We start from the raw sequence: 16,861 nt of genomic DNA, 5'->3' as shown, positions 1-16,861 counted from the left end.
CGTCAACCGCGCCGCGCGGCGCGCCAGGCGATCCAGAGCTTGCGCACTGGCGTGAGCACGATCTGCTGATGCAGCACCTGGTAGCCTTCGCGCTCGACTTCGTCGAGCAACGCGAGTTCGAGCGCAGCGAGCGCACGCAAGGTGCGCTGGTCCCGCCGTGCCGAAGCGGGAATCGCGTCGAGCGCTGCCTGAACCGATTCGCGCGCACGCGAGGTCTCGAACTGCATCAGCTCGGTGAACTCCGCGCTATAGCGCCGGTTGATGAGATCGGCGGCGGTGACGTTGTAGCGCTGCAGTTCGTCGATGGGCACGTAGATGCGGCCATGGCGCGCGTCGTTGCCGATTTCCGGCACGAACTGCGCGAGCATCAGCGCGTTGCCGAGCGGCGCGGCCCAGCGTGCGGCGTTCTCGCGGTCCTCGTCGGTGCGCGCGCTCAGTTGCGCGACGAGGGAGGCGAACGTGCCACCCACGCCCTGCATATAGCGGCGCAGGTTCGGCAGATCGAGATAACGCGCCTGCTCGAAGTCCATCTCGAAGCCGGCGAGCAGCGCTTGCAGATCGGGATAGACGGCGCTCGCATCGCCGAGATGCGCGGCGAGCGCCTGGGTGACCGGATGCGCGGGTTTGCCCGCGGCGAGCGCGGCCAGTTCCTTTTGCCACCAGGCGAGCTTCGTGCGGCCGACGGTGGGATCGCTCGTCTCTTTCGCGGTTTCCTCGAGTTCGCGGCGCAGTGCGAAGAGGGCGGTCAGGAGCGGCTGGCGCGCAGCGCGGGCCTGACGCAGCGCATAGTAAGTGCTCGAACCAGGGGGAGCCGCCTTTTGCAGGCAGTAGTCGTCGAAGTTCACGGCGTTCGGAGATGTGGGGCGAAGCGGCTTGCGCGGCGGCCAGCGCGCGCCGCGACGGTAGAGCCGCGATTCTAGCATCGGCGCGGCTTTCGGCCGGCCCTGGAGGGCGCCCCGGCGCGTGGGTCGATGCGCTGTCGTGCCCCGTCGTGCACTGTTTTCGGGATGCAGACAAGCGCCAGTCAATCGGTTAGAATCTCGCGCTTGCGCTTTCTGACGCTTAGCTGGAATCGCGCAGCCGGCCCATAATGAAGCATCGCTGCCGGCGGGCGCAGTCAGAAAGCAGGCTGTATTGCGGGCGAGGTGGACAACACCGCGCCCGGCGTCTCACGAGGACTCGATCAGTCGGCATGTCGCACAGGGTTGTATCGCACGCGTTGTTGGCAGCGGTCCTGCCGGGCGCAAGAAGACAAGCGCAAAGAATTCGCGTGAGTGGCGAAATTGGTAGACGCACCAGGTTTAGGTCCTGACGCCCGCAAGGGTGTGCCGGTTCGAGTCCGGCCTCACGCACCAAAGTAAAAAGGCCATGTACCTTCCGGTACATGGCCTTTTTGTTTGTGCGCGGCTTGGGCGCGTTCTACGCGAAGCACTCGCGATGGCGGCTTGACTCTGGCCGCCATCTGTTTGACTTATTGCCTCTGCTTGTTCGGACTGCCTTACGGTTCGGTCTGCATGGCTTCGATCACCTTGTCGAGCGCACGTGCGAGTGCGTCGCGTTCCTTGTCGTCGAGGCTCGCGAAGAGGTCGACATTCCACTTGCGCGCGATGGGCATGACCTTGCGATACAGCGCGCGTCCGTCGGTTGTGAGCGAAACGAGCACGAGGCGTCCATCCTCCTCGCTCGTGTCGCGCTGCATGAGGCCGCGGCGCATCAGCGCCTCGGCTGCACGGCTTGCCTGGCTCTTGTCGAGATTTGCGTGACGCGCAAGCTCCATCACGGAAAACGGGCCGAACGCCCCCACAGCTGCAATGAGCCGAGCCTCCGGAAGTGTGATGCCGAGCTTCGCCTGGTAGCGTTCGCTCGCGCCACGTTCGGAGAGTTTGTTCAGGACATGCAGCCGATAGGTGAGGAATTGTTCGAGTCCGGCTTTGCTTGCCTTCATGGGAGTCCTGGTCTGGTCGCTTGGGAAGGGCGCGACACGTGTCGCGATTCCATGATTGTTGCCCCATCTTGCGCGCCGGTCAACGCATCCTAACCCTTGTCCAGCGCATCCGGTGCGGTGCACGAATCTATTAATCGCTTACTGTGGAATGCGTGTCGCGCCGAGGGTCAAGAATCTGGCCGCGACCTGGCCACGCGGATGCGGGCGACGAAGCCGGGGCGGCGGGCCCCGGCCGGTCTGCCCGGATCTTAGTTGGATGTACGCGCAGCGTATTTGAGGCGGGCCAGCTGCTCGGCTTCGTTGGCGAGCAGGCGTGCGGCGTCGCGAATCGCGGTTTCGAGCGTGATGGGGCCCGGCGCGGGCGAGAAGCAGCCGCTGAAATGCTCCGCGAGCCGCGGCAGGGCGGCTGCGTCCACGGCGCCCGAGAGCAGCGTGGCCGGCACGCCCACGGCCGCGGCGCGGCGGCAGGCGATGAACGGCGCCTTGCCGTGCAGCGTTTGCACGTCGGAGCGGCCTTCGCCGGTGATGAGCCAGTCCGCGCGGTCGAGTGCTTCGTCCAGACCGATGGTGCGCGCAACGACTTCGGCGCCGGGCTCGAAGCTCGCGCCGAGCATGCGCAGCGCGAAACCCAGGCCGCCCGCCGCGCCGGAACCGGCTTCGTCGCGCACGCGACGGCCCAGCGCCGCTTCGAGCTGATCGGCGAAACGGCCGAGCGCCGCGTCGATCGGTGCGACCTGCTCGGGCGTCACGCCTTTTTGCGGGCCGAACACGGCGGTTGCGCCATGCTCGCCCGTAAGGGGATTGTCCACGTCCGACATACCGACGAACGATGCCTCGCGAAGCCGCGCGTCGAGCCCGGAAACGTCCACGCGCGCTACGTGCACAAGCGCTTGCGGCGTGGGTTCGAGGGGCTTGCCGGCGGCATCGAAGAGTTGCAGGCCGAGGCCCGCGAGCAGGCCCGCGCCGGCGTCGTTGGTGCTGCTGCCGCCGAGCGCCACGTAAAAGCGCCGCACGCCTTCGTCGAGCAGTGTGCGGATCGCCTCGCCCATGCCGCGCGTGCTGCGCGCGTCGACCGGCACGCCCATGCCCACGGGGTCCGTGATGCCGACGATCTCGGCCGTTTCGACGATCGCGCTGCCGTCGTGCAGCAGGCCCACCGCGGCGTCGCGCTTCGGCCCCGCGGCGCCTTCCACGGTGAGCACGCGGCGCTCGCCGCCCATCGACAGCATCGCGTCGAGCGTGCCTTCGCCGCCGTCGGCCATCGGGCGGATGCGGATGTCGGCGTCGGCGCGCACGCGGCGGATGCCCTCGGCGATCGCGGCGGCGACCCCGTCCGCGCTGAGCGAGCCTTTGAAAGAATCAGGAGCAATGACGATAACGGGAGCGTCAGTCGACGAATTCGGCATGGTGTCTCTGCTGGAAGAATTGTGTTGGGAGCGGCTGCGGCCGGTGGGGCGTCCGGCGCGAGCGTAAGCTTAACAGCCTCGCCGGGTGGGCTGGATAGCTGCGTTGCGATAGCGCGCATCGGAGTGCATTTGAGGCTCGCAGCGGCTCAAAAGCAGGTCGAAACCGGGTCAAAAACAGCCACATAGCACACTCAAACGGCAATTCCAGTGGGACCGGGAAATAGTTTGCTAAAATACTTGGCTCTTTTGACGCAACCGCACCGCAAGCCGCCCGTTTCGGCGCTGTTGAGCGGCGCACGAGGCGCCTGCGTTCAGCTCCAAAGCGGGTTGCTGGACCACATCGGATCCAGGCGGACCGCGGCTCGCAAAGACCACAGATTACTGATTCGCTCGAACAATTTTAGGACGATTGAAGCCATGGCTAACGTTGTTGAAAACCTCGGCAAGCTGGAACGCCGCGTGACGATTTCCCTGCCGAAGGACGCCGTGCAGAAAGAAATCGATTCGCGCATCCGTAAACTCGCGAAAAACGTGCGCATGCCGGGTTTCCGCCCGGGCAAGGTGCCGCTCAAGATGGTCACGCAGCAGTATTCGGGCCAGGTCGAAGCCGAAGTCCTGAGCGACAAGGTCGGCAAGGAATTCTTCGACATCAGCCGCGCCGAGAACCTGCGCGTCGCCGGCCAGCCGAGCTTCGCACCGAAGTCGGAAGCCGCTGAAGGCGACTACGCGTTCGACGCGACCTTCGAGGTCTACCCGGAAGTGAAGCTCGGCGACGTCGCGACGGCCGAAATCGAGCGCACGACCACGACCATCACCGAAGCGGAAATCGACCGCACGCTCGACATCCTGCGCAAGCAGCGCGTGCACTTCCACGCTCGCGGCGAAGCTGGCGAGCACGGTGACGGCGGCGCCGACACCGCAGCGAAGGAAGGCGACCGCGTGACGGTCGACTTCGTCGGCAAGATCGACGACGTCGCGTTCCAGGGCGGTACCGCGGAAGGCTTCGCGTTCGTGCTGGGCGAAGGCCGCATGCTGCCGGAATTCGAAAAGGCGGCAATCGGCCTGAAGAAGGGCGAGTCGCGCGAATTCGACCTCGCGTTCCCCGAGGACTATCACGGTAAGGACGTCGCCGGCAAGACGGCGAAGTTCACGATCACGATGCAGCAGATCGAGTGGCCGCACCTGCCGGAAATCGATGCTGAATTCGCCAGGTCGCTCGGCATCGCCGACGGCGACCTCGTGAAGATGCGCGCCGAAATCAAGGACAACCTCGAACGCGAAGCGAAGCGCCGCACCCAGTCGATCGTCAAGAACCAGGTGATGGACGCGCTCCTGAAGATCGCCGAACTCGACGTGCCGAACGCGCTCGTCGAGCAGGATCAGGAACGCCTCGTCGAAATGGCGCGCGCCGACCTCGCGCAGCGTGGCGTGCCCAACGCCAAGGACGCACCGATCCCGGCCGAAATGTTCAAGGAACAAGCCGAGCGCCGCGTGAAGCTCGGCCTCGTGCTCGCCGAACTCGTGAAGGCCAACGGCCTCGAGGCGAAGCCGGAGCAGATCCGTGCTGAAGTCGACGAATTCGCGAAAAGCTATGAGGACCCGAAGGAGGTCGTGCGCTGGTATTATTCCAACCAGCAGCGTCTGGCCGAAATGGAAGCCTATGTCGTCGAATCGAACGTCGTCGACTTCGTGCTCGGCAAGGCCAAGGTGACGGACAAGCAAGTTAGCTTCGAAGAACTGGCAAGCGCGACGGCGCAGGCTTAAATCTGCCCGCTACGGCGTGCCGGCTGTCGGAGCGACCGACGGCCAGCACGCCGTTTTTGCATCCGCAGGTTTTAGCCATGCTGTCCGTGTGGTTGATTTAGCCGGGGTCCGTCGCCATACGGGTATATAGAAGAACTTTTCCAGACAAGGATGCATCGCATGACCATTCGCGCTCAATCGCTGGATACGTTGACCTCCCACTCGTCGCGGGACTTCGACCCGCAGGCGCTCGGCCTCGTGCCGATCGTCGTCGAAACGAGCGGCCGCGGCGAACGTTCCTACGACATCTACTCGCGCCTGCTCAAGGAGCGCGTGGTGTTCATGGTCGGCGAAGTGAACGACCAGACGGCCAACCTCGTGGTCGCCCAGCTGCTGTTCCTGGAAAGCGAAAATCCGGACAAGGACATCAGCCTGTACATCAACAGCCCGGGTGGCTCGGTGTCGGCCGGCATGGCGATCTACGACACGATGCAGTTCGTCAAGCCGGACGTTTCGACCCTTTGCATGGGCCTCGCGGCCAGCATGGGCGCGTTCCTGCTGGCGTCGGGCGCCAAGGGCAAGCGTTTCGCGCTGCCGAACTCGCGCGTGATGATTCACCAGCCGCTCGGCGGCGCGCGCGGCCAGGCTTCGGACATCGAAATCCAGGCTCGCGAAATCCTGTACCTGAAGGAGCGCCTGAACCAGTTGCTCGCGCACCATACCGGTCAGCCGGTCGAGCGCATTGCGCGCGACACGGATCGCGACAACTTCATGTCGGGTGACGACGCCCAGGCCTACGGTCTCGTCGATCAGGTCCTGCACAAGCGTCCTTGATCTGCGAGCGGTTTTGCGCGTCCGACCCTGCGAAGGGCGCGCAAGCCGTGACAACGGCACGTAAAGGAACAGCTCGGCCCCCGTACAAAAGGGGATAGCCGACGCCGCGCAGACCTTGTGAAATAATCGGCAAACGCGCTTCGCGGCCTGCGGCCCCCAACGCCGTCACAGCAAGCGGTTCACGCACCCTCCGGCCTCGCCGGGGGAAACGGCGTATCATGTAACAGAGTGTCCGGAGGCTCATTTATCCATGGCGGACAAGAAAGGTTCTAACAGCGAGAAGCTGTTGTATTGCTCGTTCTGCGGCAAGAGCCAGCATGAGGTGAAAAAGCTCATCGCTGGTCCGTCGGTATTCATCTGCGATGAATGCATCGACTTGTGCAACGAGATCATTCGCGACGAAGCCGCCGGTGCCGGCGTCGACGCGGCGCTGTCGCGCTCGGACCTGCCGAGCCCGCAGGAGATCCGCGACATCCTCGACCAGTACGTGATCGGGCAGGAGCGCGCGAAGAAGATTCTCGCAGTGGCGGTGTACAACCACTACAAGCGTCTGAAGCATCTCGACAAGAAGGACGACGTCGAACTCTCCAAGAGCAACATCCTGCTGATCGGGCCCACGGGTTCGGGCAAGACGCTGCTCGCGCAGACGCTCGCGCGCCTTCTGAACGTCCCGTTCGTGATCGCCGACGCCACCACGCTGACCGAAGCCGGTTATGTGGGCGAAGACGTCGAGAACATCATTCAGAAGCTGCTGCAGAACTGCAATTACGAGGTCGACAAGGCCCAGCGCGGCATCGTCTATATCGACGAAATCGACAAGATCAGCCGCAAGTCGGACAACCCGTCGATCACGCGCGACGTGTCCGGCGAGGGCGTGCAGCAGGCGCTGCTCAAACTCGTCGAGGGCACGATGGCTTCGGTGCCGCCGCAGGGCGGCCGCAAGCATCCGAACCAGGATTTCATCCAGGTCGACACGACCAATATCCTGTTCATTTGCGGCGGCGCGTTCGACGGTCTGGAAAAGGTCATCACCGACCGTACGGAAAAGACCGGCATTGGCTTCGGCGCGAGCGTGAAGAGCAAGCAGGAGCGCGACACAGGCGAAGTGCTGCGCGAAACGGAACCGGAAGACCTGATCAAGTTCGGCCTGATTCCCGAACTGATCGGCCGTCTGCCCGTGGTCGCCACGCTCGGCAAGCTCGACGAAGCCGCGCTCATGAAGATTCTGGTCGAGCCGAAGAATGCGCTCGTCAAGCAGTATCACAAGCTCTTCAACATGGAGCGCGTGGAGCTGGAAATTCGCCCGGCTGCGCTGCAGGCCGTCGCCCGCAAGGCGATCCGCCGCAAGACGGGGGCTCGTGGCCTGCGCTCGATCCTGGAACAGGCATTGCTCGACGTGATGTACGAGCTGCCGGCCATGAAGGGCGTGAGCAAGGTCATCATCGACGACAACGTGATCGACGGCGACGGCAAACCGCTGCTGATCTACGAAGACGCTCCGAAGGTTGCAGGGTCGAACTGATGGTGGTGATCGGCTAAAGAGTTCCGGAAAAGGGCCGTTCATACAATGGGATGAACGGCTTTTTCGTTTAATCTTGTGGTCGATGGCGCACTATTTTGGAGTCACTGAACTTTTCCCACACGCGCGAGGCTTGCAATCGGTATCTCAGGCCTCAATTACCGAACAATTGATTCCACTCATGGGGAAATGAAATGTCAGGAACCCAACTCCTCCCGCCGGAACGCACCACGCTCCCGCTGCTGCCGCTGCGAGACGTCGTCGTCTTCCCGCATATGGTGATTCCCCTTTTCGTGGGCCGACCGAAATCGATCAAGGCCCTCGAAGCGGCTATGGAAGGCGGCAAGCACATCATGCTCGTCGCGCAGAAGACCGCCGCGAAGGATGAGCCGACCGAAAAAGACATGTATGAAGTAGGGTGTGTCGCCAACATCCTGCAAATGCTCAAGCTGCCCGACGGCACCGTGAAGGTGCTCGTGGAAGGCCTGCAGCGCGCGAAGACGCTTTCCATCGAAGAGCAGGAAACGCAGTTCTCGTGCGAAGTGATGCCGCTCGAACCGGACCACGCCGACAGCGCAGAAACCGAAGCGCTGCGCCGCGCGATCGTCTCGCAGTTCGACCAGTACGTGAAGCTCAACAAGAAGATCCCGCCGGAGATCCTGACGTCGCTGTCGGGCATCGACGAGGCCGGTCGTCTTGCTGACACCATCGCCGCGCATTTGCCGCTCAAGCTCGACCAGAAGCAGCACATCCTCGAGATGTTCCCGGTCGTGGAGCGTCTGGAACACCTGCTCGCGCAACTCGAAGCCGAAATCGACATTCTCCAGGTGGAGAAGCGCATTCGCGGCCGCGTGAAGCGCCAGATGGAAAAGAGCCAGCGCGAGTACTACCTGAACGAGCAGGTCAAGGCCATCCAGAAGGAACTGGGCGAAGGCGAAGAGGGTGCGGATCTCGAAGAACTCGAGAAGCGCATCACGGCTGCGCGCATGCCCAAGGAAGCCAAGAAGAAGGCCGACGCCGAGCTCAAGAAGCTCAAGCTGATGTCGCCGATGTCGGCGGAAGCGACCGTCGTGCGCAACTACATCGACACGCTGATCGGCCTGCCGTGGCGCAAGAAGAGCAAGGTCAACAACGACCTCTCGAATGCAGAAGCCGTGCTCGACGAAGACCACTTCGGTCTCGAGAAGGTGAAGGAACGCATTCTCGAGTATCTCGCGGTGCAACAGCGCGTGGACAAGGTCAAGGCGCCGATCCTGTGCCTCGTCGGGCCTCCGGGCGTCGGCAAGACCTCGCTCGGGCAGTCGATTGCGCGCGCAACGAACCGCAAGTTCGTGCGCATGGCGCTGGGCGGCGTGCGTGACGAAGCCGAGATTCGCGGTCACCGTCGTACGTACATCGGTTCGATGCCGGGCAAGATCCTGCAAAGCCTGACCAAGGTCGGCGTGCGCAATCCGCTCTTCCTGCTCGACGAAGTCGACAAGATGGGCATGGATTTCCGCGGCGATCCGTCGTCGGCGTTGCTTGAAGTGCTCGATCCGGAACAGAACCACACGTTCGCCGATCACTACATCGAAGTCGATTTCGACCTCTCCGATGTGATGTTCGTCGCCACGTCGAACTCGCTGAACATCCCGCCGCCGCTGCTCGACCGGATGGAAGTCATCCGTCTGTCCGGTTACACGGAAGACGAGAAGGTCAGCATCGCCCAGCGTTATCTCCTGCCGAAGCAGAAGAAGAACAACGGGCTGAAGCCGGGCGAGATCGAGGTGACCGAAGGCGCGATCCGCGACATCATTCGCTACTACACGCGTGAAGCGGGTGTGCGTTCGCTCGAGCGCGAAGTGTCGAAGATCTGCCGCAAGGTCGTGAAGATGCTGCTGCTGAAGAAGGCCGACAAGGCCGTCACGGTGGACAGCGCCAATCTCGACACCTTCCTCGGCGTGCGCAAGTACGACTTCGGTCTGGCCGCGAAGGAAAACCAGATCGGTCAGGTCACGGGTCTTGCGTGGACGGAAGTCGGCGGCGATCTGCTGACGATCGAAGCGGCGGTCATGCCCGGCAAGGGCAACGTGATCCGCACGGGTTCGCTCGGCGACGTCATGAAGGAATCGGTCGAAGCGGCACGCTCGGTGGTGCGTTCGCGATCGCGTCGTCTCGGTATCAAGGACGAAGCGTTCGAGAAGCAGGACATCCACATCCACGTGCCGGAAGGCGCGACGCCGAAGGACGGTCCGTCCGCAGGCGGTGCGATGACGACGGCGCTCGTGTCGGTGCTCACGGGCATTCCGGTGCGTGCCGACGTGGCGATGACGGGCGAAATCACGCTGCGCGGCGAAGTGCTGCCGATCGGCGGGCTGAAGGAGAAGCTGCTCGCGGCGCATCGCGGCGGCATCAAGCTCGTGCTGATCCCGGAAGAGAACGTCAAGGATCTCACCGAGATTCCGGACAACGTGAAGAACTCGATCGAAATCGTGCCGGTCCGCTGGATCGACAAGGTGCTCGAACTCGCGCTCGAACGTGTGCCGCAGCCGCTGCCGGAAGAAGAAGTGAAGGCCGAGGACGCCAAAGCGCCCGTGGCTGAATCGAAGGACGCCGGCGCGACGGAAGTCGTCAAGCACTAAGCCTTCGGTGCACCTTCAGTACGCCTTCGACAAGCCGCGCTCCTGCGCGGCGCGTTGGACCCCAAAAAGCCCGCGGCATGGTCCGCGGGCTTTTTGCTTGCGTCGCGATTCTTGACGTTGTGATGACAACCAGCGCTTTTTTCGGCCTTTTCCCACTTGTTCGAAGACTCCCTCAAAAAATCCCTCGAATCCCGCGCCAAATCAGGCTCAACCCCGCTTGACACGGCATTTGCGGCCCCGTTAAATGAGCGGGCCCCGCGCTATGCCGGGGACGTCTATCCAATAAGTTGACCTTCTTTCTTACGTTTGCCCAAACACATTCTCGGGGGCTGGAATGAATAAAACGGAACTGATTGACCATATCGCGCAACAAGCCGACATTTCGAAGGCGGCTGCGGGGCGCGCACTCGACGCCGTGATCGGCGGCGTCAAAGGCACGCTCAAGAAGGGCGGCTCGGTCACGCTCGTCGGCTTCGGCACGTTCGCCGTCGGCAAGCGTACGGCGCGCACGGGCCGCAATCCGCGGACTGGCGACGCGATCAAGATCAAGGCGGCGAAGGTGCCCAAATTTAGGCCTGGCAAAGCGTTGAAGGATGCGCTAAACTAGCGGGCTCGCTACCTGATGGGTAGCGCAGCAGAAGTCGCACTACAGGAAGCAGCGCAGGAAAGCATGAAGCTGGGTGCTTAGCTCAGTTGGTAGAGCGGCGCCCTTACAAGGCGTAGGTCGGGAGTTCGAGCCTCTCAGCACCCACCACAGCTTCAGTTCCGGTACGTAGCGCACCCGCACGGAGCGGTAGTTCAGTTGGTTAGAATACCGGCCTGTCACGCCGGGGGTCGCGGGTTCGAGTCCCGTCCGCTCCGCCAAGGATATCTCGACAAGAAGGCGAACTCCGGTTCGCCTTTTTTGTTGGCCGCTGTTGTAATATCGGGCGTTCCGTTTTTTGGCGCCCTCAACGTCTGGTCACGCATGCTCGACTTTTTCCGCAATCACAAACGCCTGATGATGTTCATGCTGCTCCTGGTCGTCCTGCCAGGGCTGGGCTTCGTCGGTATTCAAGGTTTCCGGGGCTTCTTCGATGAAAGCGCGAACGTCGCGAGCGTCAACGGGCACAAGATCACGCGTGTCGAATACGACAACGCCGCGCGCCAGCAGCTCGACCAGGCCCGCCAGGTCCTTGGCGCGCAATTCGATGCGAGCATGTTCGACACGCCCCAGCACCGCAAGGACATCCTCGACGGTCTGATCCAGCAGCGCGTGCTCGTGGACGAAACGCAGCGCCTGCACCTGACCGCCTCGGACGACGCCGTGCGCCGCGCGCTGCTCTCCGACCCGGTGATCTCGTCGCTCAAGAATCCTGACGGTTCGATCAACCTCGACCAGTACAAGCAGCTGCTCGCCATGCAGGGTATGACGCCGGAGCAGTACGACGAGCGCGTGCGCTATAGCCTCGCCATGCAGCAACTGCCGGCGTCGATCATCAGCAGCGCGTTCACGCCGAAGGCGCTCGCGCAGCAGCTCACGGGCCTCTCGGAGCAGCAGCGCGAAGTGCAGGGCCTCGCGTTCCACACGAGCGACTATGCGCCCAAGGTCCAGCCGACCGACGCGCAATTGCAGGCGTACTACGACGCGAACAAGAACGCGTTCGCCACGCCGGCGACGGCGCAGATCCAGTATCTCGTGCTCTCGGCGGCGACGGTTGCCGCCGGCGTGCAGCCGAGCGACGCCGATCTCAAGAAGTACTACGACGACAACATCGCGCACTACCGCACGCAGGAAGAAGTGCGCGCGAGCCACATCCTGATTACGGTGCCGAAGGACGCGAGCGCCGACGCGCGCAACGCCGCGAAGCAGAAGGCCGAATCGATCCTCGCCGAAGTGAAGGCGCATCCGGACCAGTTCGCGCAGATCGCGCAGAAGGAATCGCAGGACCCGGGTTCGGCCTCGAAGGGCGGCGACCTCGGCTACTTCGGCCCAGGCATGATCGCGGGCGGCCAGGCGTTCGACGCCGCGGTCTTCAAGCTCAAGAAGGACGAGATCAGCGACGTGATCCAGTCGGACTTCGGCTATCACATCGTCAAGGTCACGGACCTGAAGCCGGCGGTCACGAAGCCGTTCGACGACGTGAAGGCGCAGATCACGAACGACGTGAAGACGCAGCAAGCCGCGAAGCTGCTCGCCGACGCGAGCGATGGCTTTACGTCGGTGGTCTACGAGCAGGCCAAGAGCCTGCAGCCGGCCGCGGACAAGTACAAGCTGACGATCCAGACGGCGACGGTCACGCCGAAGCCGAATGCAGCGCTGCCGCCGGACAGCCCGCTGAACAACCAGAAGTTCCTCGACGCGGTATTCGCGAGCGACTCGGTGAACCAGCACAACAACACCCAGGCGATCGATGTCGGCAACAACACGCTGATCTCGGCTCACGTGACGAACTACCAGCCGGCCGCCGTGCCCGCGTTCGCCGCGGTCAAGGACGCGGTGCGCCGGAAGGTGGTCGCGCAGCAGGCCGCCGACATCGCGCACAAGGACGGCGAGGCGAAGCTCGCGGAGCTGCAGAAGTCGAAATCCACCGACGGTTTCTCGTCGGCGCTCAAGGTGTCGCGCAACGACGCACAGGGCCTGCCGCCCAGCGCGCTGTCCGCCGTCTTCAAGGCCGATGCGCAGAAGCTGCCCGCTTACGTGGGCGTGGACCTCGGCAACGACGGCTATGCGATCTACCGCGTGAACAGCGTGACCAACGGTGCGGCCGCAGAAGGCCCGCGTCTGGCCGCCGCGCAGCAGCAGCTGGCCCAGGTGGACGGCCAGTCGCAGGTGCAGGCGTACCTCGACGCGCTGCGCGAGCGCGCGAAGGTGAAGCTCTACGGCTCGCTCAGCTCGGCCAGCCAGTCGGGCGACGGCGACAACGCCCAGTAAGCCCGATCCGCGTATCCGCCCGCCGGCGTCGAGAGCCGGCGTAAAAAAAGCCCCGCGAGACATCGCGGGGCTTTTTGCGTTCTGGCGAGCGCGAAATCAGAGGCAGGCGCTGATGTCGCTGGTGGCGTCTCCACCGGCGCCGCCGCCTGAGCGGAAGCCGACCCACGTCTTCGCGCTGGCGCTCCATGCCGGGCGCACCGTTGCGGCTGCGCCGTTAGGCGGCTGCTGGCCAGGGACGTAGACGTCGACAGCCTGGCCGTTGGCGAGCACGGACTGCGAGACGACTTGCTGTTGCGACTTGTCGGCCCATTTTTGCGCGATGCATTGGGCAACCGTCGCAGGCGGTTGCTGGCTCGTGCCGACGGACTGTGCTCCGCTCGGCATTGGCTGATTGGCGCAGGCAGCAAGGGCTGCCGTAACGACAATGAGAGGTAAATATTTCATGCTTCTTCCCTCCAGTCAGGGTCGGTCGGATTCAGACAGCGAAACTTCGCGGGCTCGCGTGTCTGACGCAAACGGTGGCCAATGGCGGGACGCGGTTGCCCGCCGCCACGCTGGCCGAGAGGCTCGAGCGGCTTGAACGCGCCGAGGGCGGGGCCCTGGGAATGGGCGCCCGGTGAGGACGCCCGCGCGTTTGTCCCGCTGCCGCCTCAGCGCCGCACGCCGCTGCCTAGCAGCGGCTTGAGCGTTGGCCACACGTTATCGAGCAGCAAAGGCTGTGCCTGCTGCGTGGGATGGATCTGATCGGCCTGGAAGAGTTCGGGCTTGTCGGCGAGACCGGCGAGCAGAAAGGGCACGAGCGGCACGTTCAGTTCTTTCGCCAGCCGCTCGTAGATGGCGTGGAAGTCACGCGTATAGTCGACCCCGTAGTTGGGCGGCACGTACATGCCGATGAGCACGGGTTTCGCACCGCCCTTGCGGATCTGCGCGACGGTGGCGCGCAGATTGCTCTCGGTCGTCGTGAGCGGTACGCCGCGCAGTGCGTCGTTTGCGCCCAGTTCGACGATCACGATTGCGGGCTTGATGCGCTGCATGACGAGCGGCAGGCGCGTGAGTCCCCCGCTGGTCGTGTCCCCGCTGATGCTCGCATTCGCAACGTTATAATCGATTCGCTCGCTGGCGAGCCGCTGGCGCAGCAGGGCCACCCAGCCCGTATCGCGCGGCAGGCCGTATTCGGCCGAAAGGCTGTCGCCGAGCACGACGATGTTCGGCTTCGCCGTTGCGGCGGGGTTTGTCGCCGCGTTGGCAGTAGAGACGGGCGTGGCAGCGAGCGCGGTGCCGGTCGTGCCGCATAAGGCGCCCAGCAACGCAGCAGCGGTCAAGGTGGCGATAGCGGCAAGCGCGCTGAAGCGGGACCAAGCGCGGGAAAGGGCGGCGCGCCGCGCGGCGCGCTTCTGGTTCACGGCTAACCTGTGCGTCATCATGTGCGAATGAATAGCGATCCAGTCATCGAAGTACGGGGTTTGACCAAGCGGGTCACCGACGCGACCGGCGAACTGACGATCCTCGACGGCATCGACCTCACCGTGCAGGCGGGCGGGAGCGTGGCGATCGTCGGCGCTTCCGGGTCCGGCAAGTCGACGCTGCTCGGCCTGCTGGCCGGCCTCGACAGCGCGAGCGCGGGTTCGGTGCGCCTGCTAGGCCATGAGCTTACCGGCATGGCCGAAGATCAGCGCGCGGCGCTGCGCAACGGCTCGGTGGGCTTCGTGTTCCAGTCGTTCCAGTTGATGCCGCATCTCACCGCTCTGGAGAACGTCGCGCTGCCGCTCGAACTGCAGGGCGGCATGTCGACGCGTGACGCGTTCTCCCGCGCGCGCACGCTGCTCGAGCGCGTGGGTCTTGCCGAGCGCACGGGCCACTATCCGAAGCTGCTCTCGGGCGGCGAGCAGCAGCGCGTGGCGCTCGCCCGCGCATTCGTGACGCGCCCCGCGGTGCTGTTCGCCGACGAGCCCACTGGCAGCCTCGACGCCGCCACCGGCCACGCCGTCATCGACCTGATGTTCGAACTCAATCGCTCGAACGGGGCGACGCTCGTGCTCGTCACCCACGACGTCGATCTCGCGCAACGCTGCGACGCCATCATCACGATCGAAGCGGGCCACCGCGTGCCCAACGCGCCGCATGGCGCGGCATCCTCGCGCAACGCGAGCAATGTCGAAGCCGGGCGTTAACGTCTGTCCGGTGAACGGCGTGCGCAGTGCACGCGCACGCCGCTTCTGCCCGATTTAGCGCTTGAGCGCCGCACGGGCGCGCGCGATCAGCGCGGCCGTGGACGAATCGTGCGGCTTCACATCGGCGCTTGCCGCGTTCAAGTCCGCTTCCACCACCTTGCCGAGGATCTTGCCGAGTTCCACGCCCCACTGGTCGAACGGGTTGATGTCCCACACGGAAGCCTGCACCAGCACCTTGTGCTCATAGAGCGCGATCAGCGCGCCAAGCAAGCGGGCCGTGAGCGCATCGACGAGCAGCGTCGTGGTCGGGCGGTTGCCGGGGAACATGATGTGCGGCACGAGCTCGGGCTTGTCCGGGCCGGCAATCTTCTTCGCTTCTTCCTCGGTGCGGCCAAGCATCATCGCCTCGCTCTGCGCAAAGCAGTTTGCGAGCAGCTTCGGATGATGGTCGGCCAGCGGATGCTCGGGCGTGAGGACGGCGATGAAGTCGATCGGCACGATCGTCGTGCCCTGGTGCAGCATCTGGAAGAACGCGTGCTGGCCGTTCGTGCCGGGCTCGCCCCAGGTGATCGCCGAGGTCGCGTAATCGACGAACTTGCCGTCGAGGCGCGCCGACTTGCCGTTGCTCTCCATTTCGAGCTGCTGGAGATACGAAGGCAGGAAGTGCAGCGCTTCGGAGTAGGGCGCAACGAGATAGCTCTGCGAACCGAAGAAGTTGCGATACCAGATGCCGATCATGCCGAGCAGCACGGGCAGGTTCTTCTCCAGCGGCGCTTCGCGGAAGTGCTTGTCCATGTCGTGCGCGCCGGCGAGCAGTTCGTCGAACTGCTGCGGTCCGATGGCGATCATGATCGAGAGGCCCACGGCCGACCACAACGAATAGCGGCCGCCGACCCAGTCCCACATCTCGAACACGTTTTCTTTGGCGATGCCGAACTTCACGACTTCGGCCGGATTGGCCGAGACGCCCACGAAGTGCTTCGCGAGTTCGCCTTGCGGGCAGCCGTGCTTGACGAACCAGTCGCGCATCGACAGCGCGTTGGTCATGGTTTCGAGCGTCGTGAACGTCTTCGAGACGATGATCGCCAGCGTTTCTTCCGGATCGATGTCTTCAATCGTGCGCCACAGGTCCGCGCCGTCGACGTTCGAGACGAAGTGCGAGGTGATCTCGGGCAGCTCGAGATGCTTGAGCGCGTGCACGACCATTTTCGGCCCGAGGTCCGAGCCGCCGATGCCGATATTCACGATATGGCGGATGCGCTTGCCTGTGTAACCGGTCCATGCGCCGCTGCGCACGGCGTCGGCGAACTTCGCCATCTTCGCGCGTTCGGCGGCGATCTGGGCGTGGTACGGGGCGTCGGCTTCGGTGGCGCGCAAGGCGGTGTGCAGCGCCGCGCGGCCTTCAGTCGGGTTGACGGCTTCGCCCTTGAACATCGCATCGCGGCGCGCTTCTACGCCGGCCTCGCGAGCGAGCTGCACGAGCAGCTTGAGCGTGGCGTCGGTGATGCGGTTCTTCGAGAAGTCGGCGCCGAGACCGGCGCCTGCGAACGTGAAGCGTTCGGCGCGCGTCGGCGCAGGGTCGTTGGCGGGGGCGAACCAGTCGCGCAGCTTTTCGTCGCGGATCTGTTCGTAATGCGTCTGTAGCGCGGACCAGGCGGGGAGCGGATTCGTCATGTTCGTCTAGCGAGGGATCACGAATGGAGGGCGG

12 protein-coding genes, 3 tRNA genes and 1 pseudogene are annotated in these 16,861 nt (G+C 64.1%); 10 read left to right on the top strand and 6 right to left on the bottom strand.

Features of this window, described 5'->3' with window-relative positions; genetic code table 11:
• Positions 1 to 2 precede the first annotated feature (2 nt).
• Positions 3 to 845, bottom strand: coding sequence for a squalene/phytoene synthase family protein (locus BFD71_RS30890; RefSeq protein ID WP_069268130.1), 843 nt, complete (start codon positions 843 to 845; stop codon positions 3 to 5).
• Positions 846 to 1,268: 423 nt separating this feature from the next.
• On the opposite strand from BFD71_RS30890, the gene BFD71_RS30885 reads away from it, so the two are divergent.
• Positions 1,269 to 1,355: transfer RNA gene (locus BFD71_RS30885), tRNA-Leu, on the top strand.
• A 143-nt stretch (positions 1,356 to 1,498) separates the two neighbouring features.
• Here the strand turns inward: BFD71_RS30885 and BFD71_RS30880 are convergent.
• Positions 1,499 to 1,945, bottom strand: coding sequence for a MarR family winged helix-turn-helix transcriptional regulator (locus BFD71_RS30880; RefSeq protein ID WP_069268099.1), 447 nt, complete (start codon positions 1,943 to 1,945; stop codon positions 1,499 to 1,501).
• Positions 1,946 to 2,193: 248 nt separating this feature from the next.
• The gene (locus tag BFD71_RS30875; RefSeq protein ID WP_069268098.1) at positions 2,194 to 3,351 is read right to left on the bottom strand and encodes a glycerate kinase; all 1,158 of its coding nucleotides are present in this window, start codon (positions 3,349 to 3,351) and stop codon (positions 2,194 to 2,196) included.
• Positions 3,352 to 3,768: 417 nt separating this feature from the next.
• Here BFD71_RS30875 and tig point away from each other — a divergent pair, with 417 nt between their 5' ends.
• The 8 genes and pseudogenes from tig to BFD71_RS30835 all read left to right on the top strand — a co-directional run bounded on the left by tig (position 3,769) and on the right by BFD71_RS30835 (position 12,982).
• Positions 3,769 to 5,115: a trigger factor gene (gene tig, locus BFD71_RS30870; RefSeq protein WP_069268097.1), complete on the top strand. Its 1,347-nt coding sequence runs from the start codon at positions 3,769 to 3,771 to the stop codon at positions 5,113 to 5,115.
• A 159-nt stretch (positions 5,116 to 5,274) separates the two neighbouring features.
• Entirely contained in the window at positions 5,275 to 5,928 is a 654-nt protein-coding gene (gene clpP / locus BFD71_RS30865) for an ATP-dependent Clp endopeptidase proteolytic subunit ClpP (RefSeq protein ID WP_069268096.1), read from the top strand.
• Positions 5,929 to 6,178: 250 nt separating this feature from the next.
• On the top strand, positions 6,179 to 7,450 hold the full coding sequence (clpX, locus tag BFD71_RS30860) for an ATP-dependent Clp protease ATP-binding subunit ClpX (RefSeq protein WP_028216418.1): 1,272 nt from the start codon (positions 6,179 to 6,181) through the stop codon (positions 7,448 to 7,450).
• A 191-nt stretch (positions 7,451 to 7,641) separates the two neighbouring features.
• A complete protein-coding gene (lon, locus tag BFD71_RS30855; RefSeq protein ID WP_069268095.1) occupies positions 7,642 to 10,068 on the top strand; it encodes an endopeptidase La in 2,427 nt (808 codons plus the stop codon).
• A gap of 328 nt (positions 10,069 to 10,396) precedes the next feature.
• Positions 10,397 to 10,675: pseudogene (locus BFD71_RS30850) on the top strand (HU family DNA-binding protein); the annotation flags it as partial.
• 71 nt (positions 10,676 to 10,746) lie between these two features.
• Positions 10,747 to 10,822 (top strand) — tRNA-Val (locus tag BFD71_RS30845).
• 33 nt (positions 10,823 to 10,855) lie between these two features.
• Positions 10,856 to 10,932, top strand: a tRNA-Asp gene (locus BFD71_RS30840).
• A 103-nt stretch (positions 10,933 to 11,035) separates the two neighbouring features.
• Positions 11,036 to 12,982, top strand: a complete 1,947-nt coding sequence (locus tag BFD71_RS30835) for a SurA N-terminal domain-containing protein (protein WP_069268094.1) — start codon at positions 11,036 to 11,038, stop codon at positions 12,980 to 12,982.
• A 96-nt stretch (positions 12,983 to 13,078) separates the two neighbouring features.
• On the opposite strand, the gene BFD71_RS30830 is transcribed toward BFD71_RS30835, so the two are convergent.
• Both BFD71_RS30830 and BFD71_RS30825 read right to left on the bottom strand, forming a co-directional pair.
• A complete protein-coding gene (locus BFD71_RS30830) occupies positions 13,079 to 13,426 on the bottom strand; it encodes a hypothetical protein (protein ID WP_028206982.1) in 348 nt (115 codons plus the stop codon).
• A 206-nt stretch (positions 13,427 to 13,632) separates the two neighbouring features.
• Positions 13,633 to 14,313 carry an arylesterase gene (locus tag BFD71_RS30825; RefSeq protein ID WP_370684328.1) on the bottom strand — a complete coding sequence of 227 codons (681 nt, stop codon included), beginning with the start codon at positions 14,311 to 14,313 and terminating at the stop codon, positions 13,633 to 13,635.
• Positions 14,314 to 14,412: 99 nt separating this feature from the next.
• Between BFD71_RS30825 and BFD71_RS30820 the strand changes: the two genes are divergently transcribed.
• Entirely contained in the window at positions 14,413 to 15,153 is a 741-nt protein-coding gene (locus BFD71_RS30820; protein WP_069268093.1) for an ABC transporter ATP-binding protein, read from the top strand.
• 54 nt (positions 15,154 to 15,207) lie between these two features.
• On the opposite strand, the gene pgi is transcribed toward BFD71_RS30820, so the two are convergent.
• Positions 15,208 to 16,827, bottom strand: coding sequence for a glucose-6-phosphate isomerase (gene pgi / locus BFD71_RS30815; protein ID WP_069268092.1), 1,620 nt, complete (start codon positions 16,825 to 16,827; stop codon positions 15,208 to 15,210).
• Positions 16,828 to 16,861 lie beyond the last annotated feature (34 nt).

It is taken from the genome of Paraburkholderia nodosa (assembly GCF_001718195.1).
GTDB classification, from domain to species: Bacteria; Pseudomonadota; Gammaproteobacteria; order Burkholderiales; family Burkholderiaceae; genus Paraburkholderia; species Paraburkholderia nodosa_A.
Note: the sequence above shows the minus strand (reverse complement) of the source record. Positions and strands in the feature narration are given on the sequence as shown.

Excerpts from the sequence above, each read along its gene's own strand:
- BFD71_RS30880 (WP_069268099.1), bottom strand. The coding sequence starts at position 1,945 with ATGAAGGCAAGCAAAGCCGGACTCGAACAATTCCTCACCTATCGGCTG.
- BFD71_RS30875 (WP_069268098.1), bottom strand. The coding sequence starts at position 3,351 with ATGCCGAATTCGTCGACTGACGCTCCCGTTATCGTCATTGCTCCTGAT.
- tig (WP_069268097.1), top strand. The coding sequence starts at position 3,769 with ATGGCTAACGTTGTTGAAAACCTCGGCAAGCTGGAACGCCGCGTGACG.
- clpP (WP_069268096.1), top strand. The coding sequence starts at position 5,275 with ATGACCATTCGCGCTCAATCGCTGGATACGTTGACCTCCCACTCGTCG.
- clpX (WP_028216418.1), top strand. The coding sequence starts at position 6,179 with ATGGCGGACAAGAAAGGTTCTAACAGCGAGAAGCTGTTGTATTGCTCG.
- lon (WP_069268095.1), top strand. The coding sequence starts at position 7,642 with ATGTCAGGAACCCAACTCCTCCCGCCGGAACGCACCACGCTCCCGCTG.
- BFD71_RS30835 (WP_069268094.1), top strand. The coding sequence starts at position 11,036 with ATGCTCGACTTTTTCCGCAATCACAAACGCCTGATGATGTTCATGCTG.
- BFD71_RS30830 (WP_028206982.1), bottom strand. The coding sequence starts at position 13,426 with ATGAAATATTTACCTCTCATTGTCGTTACGGCAGCCCTTGCTGCCTGC.
- BFD71_RS30820 (WP_069268093.1), top strand. The coding sequence starts at position 14,413 with ATGAATAGCGATCCAGTCATCGAAGTACGGGGTTTGACCAAGCGGGTC.
- pgi (WP_069268092.1), bottom strand. The coding sequence starts at position 16,827 with ATGACGAATCCGCTCCCCGCCTGGTCCGCGCTACAGACGCATTACGAA.